The organism is Pseudaeromonas pectinilytica (assembly GCF_054780855.1).
In genome coordinates, this window is the sequence record NZ_BAAGVN010000012.1 from 41,565 (window position 1) to 52,105 (window position 10,541).

Below are 10,541 nucleotides of genomic sequence, written 5' to 3' on the forward strand. Positions count from 1 at the left end.
CGATTAGAGATCGAACTTCACCTCATCCAACAACTTCATCGCCTGGGTTCTGTGCTTGGCGATCGTCACCAGAGACAAATCATCCGCACGGTATTGCCCCCAAGAAGCCACTAACGGCGACAGAGCCACCCCAGACTTGACCGGATACTCTTTGTTCAGCTCGGCGTAGAGTTGCTGCGCCTGATCCCCGACCAAGTACTCCATCAGGCGTTGAGCGGCCTCTGGGTGCTTGGCATACTTGGTCATGACCACGCCACTGACATTAACGTGCGCGCCTCGGTCAGCCTGATTAGGGAAGTTAAGATAGACAGCCTCAGCCCAACTCTTCTGATTGGCATCCTCCAGCATGTTGCCGTAGTAATAACTGTTGCCGAGAGAAAGATCGCAGACCCCCTCCTTGATCGCTTTTACCTGATCCCGATCGTTCCCCTGAGGCTTGCGTGCCAGATTCGCCTTAACACCCTCTAACCACTGACGGGTCTTGGCTTCACCCTGGTGAGCCAGCATGGAAGCAACCAGCGCCACATTGTACTGATGCTTGCCACTCCGGGTGCAGATGCGTCCCTTGTACTTGGAATCCGCCAAGTCTTCGTAGCGAATGGAGCTCAACTGCCCCAAACGCTCTTTGCTGCTGTAAATGCCACGGACGCGAGTGGTAAGGGCAAACCACTTGCCTTCTGGATCCCGATACTGAGCCGGAATTGCTTGCTCCAGAGACGGGCTACGGACAGGTTGCACCAGATCCGCATCAACCAGCTCCATCAGACGGCTAATATCCACCGTCAAAACCAGATCGGCGGGCGTTAACCGCCCCTCGCGCTTCAGTCGTTCGGCCAGTCCATCTTCGGCGTAAACCAGATTGACCTTGATACCGCTTTGCTCAGTAAATTGCCGCACGATAGGTTCAATCAAATGCGCCTGACGCGCCGAATAGACATTGACCTCTTCAGCCGCCTGCGTCTGAAAAACCAACAATAGAGATAAACTGACCAGATGCCGCCAACCCATAAACCCACCATCCCTTGACGTAAATCAAAAAAATTCACGCTGATGATAGTCATTCGCATTTATTGTTTCAATAGAAATAAAAAAGACCCCTAAGGGTCTCAAGTACAGCTCAATACATCATGAAATTGCGGGTGCCCTCCGAACGGAGTCAACACCCGAGACCGCTAGATGGCTTCGTCGTCGACTTCACCGGTACGGATACGTACCACATGGGCCAGGTCATACACGAAGATTTTGCCATCACCGATCTTGCCGGTGTATGCCGCCTTGCAGATTGCCTCGATGATACTCTCGACATTCTCGCTGACGCTGGCAATTTCCAGCTTCACTTTTGGCAGAAAATCAACTTGATACTCGGCACCACGATAAAGTTCGGTGTGACCCTTTTGACGGCCAAAACCTTTCACTTCAGATACTGTCATACCGTCAACGCCCAGAGCCGCTACCGCCTCACGCACGTCATCCAGCTTAAATGGTTTAATAATTGCGCTGATAAGCTTCATACCTTGTCTCCCACTCCCTGGTTGATATTGGGTTTAACAAACTAATTCAATGTCTATGCCACAATAATAAAATCCATATTATTCATATAGATAAATATAGAAAATCAAATTAACCAGCCATCTTCCATTACAATTGGTGCAGCCCAGTTCGGGATGTCACCGAACTGGGCGCCAATTTGGTGCAGCATAAAATCATCCCAAACCACAGCTCAGCTTAGGACTCAGATTGGACAAAATCCTGCCACGCCAATAACAAGCGTTGAAAATCTTCCAGTCCACAGCCCGACATCTGTTCATCATCGTAATAGGCCATATCTGGCTCCAACTCATCGCCAAATTCAAATTGCACCACATTGGCCGAGATCTCGGCTTCACCATCCCCCAATTGCAAGGTATACCCGGCGCTATGCAAGGTCAGCATCTCAACCTCACCCTGCTGGACTCGTTCAACATCACGCAAAACATCGGCCAACAGCGTCAGGTTCGTGGCGATCGCATCATTCAACCAATGACCAAACGCCTCGTGTCCCATGGCCAATTTGACGCGCAAACGCCCATCCGCCTGTTTGGTAAATTCATAATCCATCGTAGCCCCCTCAGCTTGCTCTTCTCATTCTAGCGCCAGAAGGGCATATCATAAAAAAACGGGGCGCATCGTGCGCCCCGTTCCTGCCGATCAGCATCTATCACACCGGAACTTGCAGAATGACCTGGTCGGCCTTCGCGGTGTAACTGGCAATCTGGTTAAAGTTCAGGTAACGATAAACATCACTGGCCAAGGTATCCAGTTCGCGAGCGTAACCCTGGTATTCCTCGACGCTCGGGATCCGACCCAGGATGGCCGCCACGGCAGCTAGCTCCGCGGATGCCAGATAAACATTCGCTCCCTGACCCAACCGGTTCGGGAAGTTGCGCGTTGACGTGGAAACCACAGAAGCACCATCGGCGACACGCGCCTGGTTGCCCATACAGAGCGAACATCCCGGGATTTCAATACGCGCGCCCACACGACCGAAGATGCCGTAATAGCCCTCCTCGGTCAGTTGATCTTTGTCCATCTTGGTCGGCGGTGCGATCCATAGACGAGTCGTCAGCTGGCCTTTGAACTGGTTTAACAGCTTACCGGCCGCCCGGAAATGACCGATATTGGTCATGCAAGAACCAATAAACACCTCATCGATACGGTCACCGGCCACGCTGGAGAGCAAACGGGCATCATCCGGATCATTGGGCGCACAGAGGATCGGCTCCTTGATGCTATCCAGATCAATCTCGATGATCGCGGCGTATTCGGCATCAGCATCGGCCTGCATCAGCTCCGGTTTGGCCAACCAGGCCTCCATCGCCTTGATCCGGCGCGTGATGGTGCGAACATCCCCATATCCCTCTGCCAGCATCCATTTGAGCATGACAATGTTGGAGTTGAGATATTCGGCGATCGGCGCCTCATCCAATTTGATGGTACAGCCAGCCGCTGAACGCTCGGCACTGGCATCGGCCAACTCGAAGGCTTGTTCCACCTTCAACTCCGGCAAACCTTCGATCTCGAGGATCCGACCGGAGAATATATTCTTTTTACCGGCCTTCTCGACGGTAAGAAGTCCCATCTGGATAGCCTGATAGGGAATGGCATGCACCAGATCTCGTAGCGTGATCCCCGGTTGCATGGTTCCCTTGAAGCGAACCAGCACCGACTCCGGCATATCCAGCGGCATCACACCGGTCGCGGCGGCAAAGGCAACCAGACCCGATCCAGCAGGGAAGGAGACACCAATCGGGAAACGGGTATGCGAATCACCACCGGTACCCACGGTATCCGGCAACAGCATCCGGTTGAGCCAGCTGTGGATCACGCCGTCCCCTGGACGCAGAGCAACACCGCCGCGATTCATGATGAAATCGGGCAGAGTATGGTGGGTTTGCACATCAACCGGCTTTGGATAAGCCGCAGTGTGACAGAAGGACTGCATCACCAGATCGGCAGAGAAACCTAGGCATGCCAGATCCTTGAGTTCATCCCGAGTCATGGGCCCGGTGGTATCTTGAGATCCAACCGTGGTCATCTTCGGCTCGCAATAAGTGCCAGGACGAATACCATCGACGCCACAAGCCTTACCGACCATTTTCTGAGCCAAGGTATACCCCTTGCCAGAATCCGCTACCGGTTGTGAACGCTTAAATACTTCAGAAAATGGCAGGCCTAACATGTCTCGAGCCTTGTCGGTCAGACCACGACCCACGATGAGCGGGATCCGGCCGCCTGCGCGCACTTCATCCAGTAACACCTCGGTCTTCAACTCGAAAGTAGCCAGCACCTCATCGCTGCCATGCACCGTCACCTTACCTTCATAGGTATAAATGTCGATGACATCGCCGGTATTCATCTTGCTGACATCCAGCTCGATGGGCAGTGCTCCCGCATCTTCCATAGTGTTGAAGAAAATCGGCGCTATCTTGCCACCCAGCACGAAGCCACCTGCACGCTTGTTCGGTACATTGGGGATATCATCGCCCATGAACCACAGCACCGAGTTAGTGGCCGACTTGCGCGAGGAGCCAGTCCCCACAACGTCGCCAACGTATACCAAAGGGAACCCCTTGGCTTTCAGCGCATCGAGTGTCTGGATTGGGCCAACGACCCCTTCCTGATCGGCAGTAATCCCGGGACGGCTGTTTTTCAACATAGCCAAGGCATGGAGAGGGATATCGGGTCTCGACCAGGCATCTTGTGCTGGTGACAGATCATCGGTGTTGGTTTCACCACTGACCTTGAACACCGTCAGGGTAATTTTGTCTGCCAGCTTGGGACGAGACAAAAACCATTCGGCATTCGCCCAGGACTCCATCACTTGTCTGGCATAGCTATTCCCGGCTTCCAGCTTATGTTGCACATCATGAAAAGAATCGAACAACAGCAGGGTATGGGATAACGCCTTGGTAGCTATCGGAGCCAATACCGCATCATCTAGCAAGTCAATCAGTGGCTGAATGTTATAGCCGCCCTGCATGGTACCCAGCAGCTCGACGGCAGACTGGGCGCTCAGTATTGGAGAGACAGCTTCACCTTTAGTAACGGCAGCCAGAAAGCCCGCCTTGACGTAGGCGGCTTCATCCACGCCTGGCGGAATGCGATTAGCCAATAAATCCAGCAACAGGGACTCTTCACCTGCAGGGGGATTTTTTATCAAATCGACCAGAGCAGCAACCTGCTCGGCATTCAGGGGCTTGGGTGCAACGCCTTGGACGGCGCGCTCGGCAACATGTTGGCGATAGCTCTCTAGCACGATGAATTCCTCTTATCTATTCAAGTTGTCTGCCCGCAACCGCTCACGCACTCCGCGTTCGAGGTCTCTGACAATGACAATCATCCATGAGACGGCCGGTGGGGCCTGGTAACGTGGCCCTAACTATATAGATTTGCTGGTTTAATGAAAAATATAACCGCTATAAACCCGCTGAATATCTAAGGCTTATAAACCGAAGGTATTCCCAAACATCAGATAAAAAGAGTCATCGTCACTATCCGTTTGCCCATATGCCAGATAAATAGGACCTAAAAAGGTATCTGAGCCGAGGTAGATACTGCCAGCGGACCGCATGTCATCCCAATTGATCTCGGACTTGTCATTCCAGACATTACCCCGCTCTACGGAGAATCCCAGATAAACCGGCGACTTAAAGGAGCCAAAATGGTTATCCAGTAGTCGATAGCTGTAGATGAAGGCGCCAAACAGTTTATATCGACCATTCAGCTGATACCGCTGAAAGCCGGAGAGGTTGAACAGCCCACCCAAATCCTGCAAATACATCGGCTGCAACTCGTTCACGGCGGAACTGCCACCCGATAGACGCAAGTTCAGGTTTTGCCGTTCCGACAAGGTAAATGGATGCAAATAATCTATATCCGAGACGAGACCCCATCTCCGCAGCGTGGCGGTCGAATCTCCGTCTTGGCTATGCACATAATCCAGCTGCCCTGTCAGATAATGGCCCTGCATGGGGAAAGAGCGGCTATCCAGCGTGTCATAACTGTAGCGTGCATAAGGCCCCCAACTATAGACCTTGGTCTCTGCCGCCACCCCTTGCACATCCAGCGTGGAGCGGGCACCACGCATCCCCAGCGCGAATTGATTCCAGGGCTGCGGATTCCACCCCACCTCGGTGTCGAGTCCCCAGGTTCCATTTTCCACATTAACGAAATTGGAAGAACCCAGATCCTCATCACCCCACAACGCTTTGGCTTGATTCATATAGATGGCGCGGGTTTCATTGTCATAACCACCGCCGAACTGCCAGTAGTACTGTTGGCCGGTATCGAATGGGGTATAAAATTCGCTGCGCAAATGCTTCCAGCTACCCAGACTCATTTCATTGCGCCACTCCCCACCCAGCTGATTAATATTGGTCAAGGTGTAGGCCACGCCATAGGAGTAGTTGGAACGGGAGCTGAAATCGTCTTCAAAAGCAAAATTGAAATCCAGATAATTAGGACCCCAACTTTTTTCGTTGGCATTCACCACCAACACATTCTGCCCCTGTTCCTCATCGATTTCGTAGGTTACCCGCTCGAACGTACCCAGCGCGTTGATCCGTTCGATGCCGGCCTCCAGATTCTCGCTGGTCTGGACCATGCCGGTTTCCACCTGCAGCATGCCCTTGATCACCTCATCACTGAGACGGGAGTTGTTATGGATGACGATTCTATCCAGATAGTAAGCGGGCTGGCCACCAAACTGAGCACGGCGATCCAGCTTGGCCTGTCGATATTCCTCATACTCCTCTTCGGTAACTGACAAGGCGCGCAAGCGAGGACGCATCCCTTCGGCGGAAGACTCCCCGCGCTGGACAATCTCCGCCATCACACCGAAATCCGAGACGGAAAACTGGCTGACTTCCGGTGTTAATAGCAGGTCTTGTTCACGCAACAACGTGAGCTGATGTTCTGTACCTGAACGGGTTAAATAGGTGGTCAATTGATCCAACAATCCGAACGCTGAGTTCAACTGATCTTTCGACTTTAATTTATCGGAAATATCCACGGCGATGATGACCTGAGCCCCCATCTTGATCGCAATATCCACCGGTAAATTATTAACAATGCCACCATCCGCCAGCAGCTGGTGATCAATTTCGATCGGCTTCAAAGCCCCAGGAATCGACATGGAAGCCTGCATGACAGCGGCCAGATTTCCGTGATCCAAAACCACGGGCGTCACCGTTTCCAAATTTGTCGCGATCGCCCGATAAGGGATCGGCAGCTCATTAAAACTTCGTAACGCCGGTAGGTTCGAGGTTGCATCCCGTAACAGTGAAGCCATCCCCTGCCCCTGATACATACCCTCAGGCAATTTAACCTGACCGTCACTGAGGCCTATATTGGTTTGCAATTGAAAGTCATCGGCCTGCGACTTTTTTCGCAACGAGAGATCCTGGCGCGTGACTTTATCTTGATAGCCTTTACTCCAATCCAGCGAGAGCGTTTTGGTCGTTACTTCATCCGCCGAATACCCCATGGCATACATACCGGCGACATAAGCCCCCATACTGGTCCCCAGGACGATGTCGACCGGGATCCGCATCTCCTCAAGAACCTTCAAGACCCCGAGATGAGCAGCACCTTTGGCACCACCACCACTCAGGACCAAGGCAATCCGAGGGCGCTCACCGCCTTTAGGGACGGCGGCTTGTAGTTGGGGGGCGCATAAAAACAGCGCGCAAACGTATGCTATTCCGAAAAAGCAGAACAGTCTTTGCCTTGCCATTTTATCGGCCGCTACACTCACGATATTCTCACCTAAGCCACTGAGGGACCTATGCTAACGAGATTGACCATCAAACAAAAGATCCTGCTTGGAGTTTGTCTCTCCGTCCTGATTTCCGCTCTCGCCGTCGGGGGGCTCAATCTGACATTGCTCGGCGGTATCATGGAAAAACGTCTGATTGAGCAGGAGTTGCCGACCCTGTTACAAAGTATCCGCAAGGACGTAGAAAAAGATCTCGATACCATGGCCAACGCCTCGCGTCAGCTGGCCAACGATCCACAAATTACCAGCTGGTTCAATGGGGAGCGTCCCAAAGAACTAGAGCCCCTGATGATTCAAAAACTCCAACAACTGCGTCAGCAGTATGATCTGGTTGATGCCTCGATTGTGGATCGCAAGAGTGCAGCTTATTACAACCAGAATGGCTTTTTACGTCTGCTAACGCCGGAACAAGATGGTTGGTTTTATAGCTATAACCAGACCGCCGATGCGTACATGCTCAGCATTTTTCGTGAGCAAAACGGTGAGGTGAAGCTATTTGTCAATTACAAACAACTGGATGGTCGAGTCGCCTCGGGATTATCAAAATCCCTCGATAGCATGATCGCCCAGTTAGCCAGTAAACGCCTGGAGCAAACCGGATTCGTCTTCATGGCCGATGGCAACGGCATGATCAAGTTACATCCAGATACCAGTCTGATTGACCAGCAAACGCTAACGGATCAGTTCGGAGTCAACGGCCAGAGTCTGCTCAACAAGCAATCCTTTACCTTGGCTCGAGCAACGCTGAATGGTCAGCCCATGTTTATCACCAGTAGTTATATCCCCGCGCTGAATTGGTACCTCATAGCCCAGGTGCCAGAATCTGAACTCTATGCCCAGCTCCATCAGGCTCAGTACTTCACCATTTTACTGGTACTTGGCACTCTGTTAGTCATGGGCATATTCGCTCTGTGGCTGGCAGGAGGTATCAGCCGCCCGATCCAGCAATTGGCAGAGCTGTTTGAAAAACTAGGCTCCGGTGACGGCGACCTGACACAGCGTCTGGATACCAGCCGACACGATGAATTAGCGCGCGTCGCCCGCGGCTTCAATAACTTTATCGGCAAGATCCATGGCTCTCTGGTCCAAGTCGCTCACAACTCGCGTCAATTGGCCACATCCGCCAATGAGCTGGCGCATAAGGCCGAAGACACGTTCCGCAATAGCCAGACGCAGAAAGACAGTACCACCCAAGTCGCAACCGCCATCAACGAAATGGGCGCAACCGTATCCGAGATTGCCAATAATGCCGCCATTGCGGCCGACGTCGCGAATGAAGCGAACTCCGAATCCGCAACCGGACAAGAGGTCGTTGCCAGCACCCGCCAAGCCGTTTCCTCACTGGCCGACGAGATTGCGGAAGCCGGAACTGTGATTGGCACCTTGGCTGAACACACTCAGAGTATCGGCTCGATTCTGGAAGTCATCCGCAGTATCTCGGAACAAACCAACTTACTGGCCTTGAACGCGGCCATTGAAGCGGCTCGAGCCGGAGAACAAGGCCGAGGATTTGCGGTCGTAGCTGATGAAGTACGAACCCTGGCTCGCCGTTCAGCCGAGGCCACAGAAGAAATCCAAAAGAAAATCAATCGACTGCAAGGTGAGTCAGGCCGTGCTGTGGTGGCCATGGAAAATGGTCAGATCCGCGCGCACCAGGTTGTCAGCGAAGCCAGCGCTGCCGAGCAAGCGCTGAGCCGGATCGCCAAACACATCGAACAAATCAACGACATGAACATCCATATTGCAACTGCGACCGAGGAGCAATCCAGTGTCGTCGGCGAAATCAACCGCAATGTCGATGACATTAATAATTTGACGCAGGAAAGCGCCGCCATTGCAGAGGAATTAACGCATACCAGTCGAACGCTACGAGCGCTCGCCAAACAACTGGATACCTTGCTCGGTGAGTTTCGCCTTTAGAATCAGAAATTGATGAATTAGGCCAGCTTACTGCTGGCCTGATTTTTTTAAAGCGAAGAGTAACACCAGAGCAGCACCATCAGCAGGGGCTGATGCAGCATATAGATGAGCAGGCTATGACGCCCTAGAACCACCGCAGGTTGGCAGATCGTCGGCACATCAGCATTGCATTGAGGGTAGGAACTATGCTGCAGACTACGAGCAAGCGCCATGCCCAACAAGACAATCCCGAACCAAGGCAACAACGGTACATAATCTTCAGTTTGCGGCTTATGGGCCGCCATGCCCAGCCAATTCAGCGTCCGAGGATCGAGCGCTTCAGCTCCAGGTAACCAGACTGTCCCGAGGCAGATCAGCGCTAGTAGTAACCAAAAATACCGACTTCTTAAAAAGTTCAGTCGTAGCAGGACTTGCCCCAGCAAACTAGCCAAGACAACGAAGTGCAGAATGCCAAAGTAAATGAATCGATCCGCAAACATGACCCAGCTGACCACAGAGATAAGCCCTGCACAGCAAGCAACCCGTATCAGTCGCTGCCAGAAGTGCGCTGCCGTGTGCTCCGCAGCCAAGACTAAGCTCATCCCCATGATGAATAGGAACAAACCAACAATACAGCTCCGCCAAGCCATCCAGCGCCAATCGCTTAACAATTGAAAATCAGCCAAGTGCCAGTAAGTGAGATCAAAACAGAAGTGAAAGGCGATCATCATCAGGATCGCAAGCCCACGGACCATATCCAGCCAGGGCCAACGGTGAAACGTCTGCGACTCCATACCTGCTCCTAATCAAACCTTATAGGTACCCTATTGGCCTAATGTCACACCCGAATACATAGTCGATTGAGACATGAAATTTGTGGTACAACAACATCAAAGTCAAAAATCACTCAAATAAAAAGCCCCGCTGAAAACAGCGGGGCTCTTAAATGGGTATTTGACAGTGTCCTACTCTCGCATGGCGAATGCCACACTACCATCGGCGCTACAACGTTTCACTTCTGTGTTCGGCATGAGAACAGGTGGTTCCATTGCGCTATGGCCGTCAAATAAAACTTTCTAAAACTGGTGCTGATACCCAGAGTCGAACTGGGGACCTCACCCTTACCAAGGGTGCGCTCTACCAACTGAGCCATATCAGCACGTATCTCGTGCGATATCCGGTCTGACCGTATATCTAAATTGTTTGCCTGCGAAGTAATTTCCTACTCTCGCATGCGGGTCTTGCGACCAAATTGGGTGCCTGGCAGTGTCCTACTCTCGCATGGCGAATGCCACACTACCATCGGCGCTACAGCGTTTCACTTCTG

The 10,541-nt window shown here is 52.4% G+C and carries 7 protein-coding genes, 1 tRNA gene and 1 rRNA gene; 1 reads left to right on the plus strand and 8 read right to left on the minus strand.

Features of this window, described 5'->3' with window-relative positions:
* Window positions 1-3: 3 nt before the first annotated feature.
* From ACYVG7_RS00955 to ACYVG7_RS00975, 5 genes are all read right to left on the minus strand, one after another.
* Complete coding sequence (locus ACYVG7_RS00955; RefSeq protein ID WP_460881382.1) at window positions 4-1,008, minus strand: Fe(3+) ABC transporter substrate-binding protein; 1,005 nt, start codon at window positions 1,006-1,008, stop codon at window positions 4-6.
* A gap of 164 nt (window positions 1,009-1,172) precedes the next feature.
* Window positions 1,173-1,511 (minus strand): P-II family nitrogen regulator, encoded by a 339-nt coding sequence (locus ACYVG7_RS00960; RefSeq protein ID WP_460881383.1) that lies wholly within the window; start codon window positions 1,509-1,511, stop codon window positions 1,173-1,175.
* 214 nt (window positions 1,512-1,725) lie between these two features.
* Window positions 1,726-2,097: a YacL family protein gene (locus ACYVG7_RS00965; RefSeq protein ID WP_460881384.1), complete on the minus strand. Its 372-nt coding sequence runs from the start codon at window positions 2,095-2,097 to the stop codon at window positions 1,726-1,728.
* A gap of 100 nt (window positions 2,098-2,197) precedes the next feature.
* Entirely contained in the window at window positions 2,198-4,795 is a 2,598-nt protein-coding gene (acnB, locus tag ACYVG7_RS00970; RefSeq protein ID WP_460881385.1) for a bifunctional aconitate hydratase 2/2-methylisocitrate dehydratase, read from the minus strand.
* 186 nt (window positions 4,796-4,981) lie between these two features.
* Entirely contained in the window at window positions 4,982-7,273 is a 2,292-nt protein-coding gene (locus tag ACYVG7_RS00975) for a patatin-like phospholipase family protein (protein ID WP_460881386.1), read from the minus strand.
* Between the two features lie 51 nt (window positions 7,274-7,324).
* Between ACYVG7_RS00975 and ACYVG7_RS00980 the strand changes: the two genes are divergently transcribed.
* Complete coding sequence (locus ACYVG7_RS00980; RefSeq protein WP_460881387.1) at window positions 7,325-9,235, plus strand: methyl-accepting chemotaxis protein; 1,911 nt, start codon at window positions 7,325-7,327, stop codon at window positions 9,233-9,235.
* 47 nt (window positions 9,236-9,282) lie between these two features.
* Here the strand turns inward: ACYVG7_RS00980 and ACYVG7_RS00985 are convergent, their stop codons facing one another.
* The 3 genes from ACYVG7_RS00985 to ACYVG7_RS00995 all read right to left on the minus strand — a co-directional run bounded on the left by ACYVG7_RS00985 (window position 9,283) and on the right by ACYVG7_RS00995 (window position 10,373).
* Window positions 9,283-10,008: a heparan-alpha-glucosaminide N-acetyltransferase gene (locus ACYVG7_RS00985; RefSeq protein WP_460881388.1), complete on the minus strand. Its 726-nt coding sequence runs from the start codon at window positions 10,006-10,008 to the stop codon at window positions 9,283-9,285.
* Between the two features lie 158 nt (window positions 10,009-10,166).
* A 5S ribosomal RNA gene (gene rrf / locus ACYVG7_RS00990) occupies window positions 10,167-10,281 on the minus strand.
* 16 nt (window positions 10,282-10,297) lie between these two features.
* Window positions 10,298-10,373, minus strand: a tRNA-Thr gene (locus ACYVG7_RS00995).
* Between the last annotated feature and the right edge of the window lie 168 nt (window positions 10,374-10,541).

Bases quoted from the DNA above. Each gene is read 5' to 3' on its own strand.
- ACYVG7_RS00955 (WP_460881382.1), bottom strand. From the start codon at position 1,008: ATGGGTTGGCGGCATCTGGTCAGTTTATCTCTATTGTTGGTTTTTCAG.
- ACYVG7_RS00960 (WP_460881383.1), bottom strand. From the start codon at position 1,511: ATGAAGCTTATCAGCGCAATTATTAAACCATTTAAGCTGGATGACGTG.
- ACYVG7_RS00965 (WP_460881384.1), bottom strand. From the start codon at position 2,097: ATGGATTATGAATTTACCAAACAGGCGGATGGGCGTTTGCGCGTCAAA.
- ACYVG7_RS00975 (WP_460881386.1), bottom strand. From the start codon at position 7,273: ATGGCAAGGCAAAGACTGTTCTGCTTTTTCGGAATAGCATACGTTTGC.
- ACYVG7_RS00980 (WP_460881387.1), top strand. From the start codon at position 7,325: ATGCTAACGAGATTGACCATCAAACAAAAGATCCTGCTTGGAGTTTGT.
- ACYVG7_RS00985 (WP_460881388.1), bottom strand. From the start codon at position 10,008: ATGGAGTCGCAGACGTTTCACCGTTGGCCCTGGCTGGATATGGTCCGT.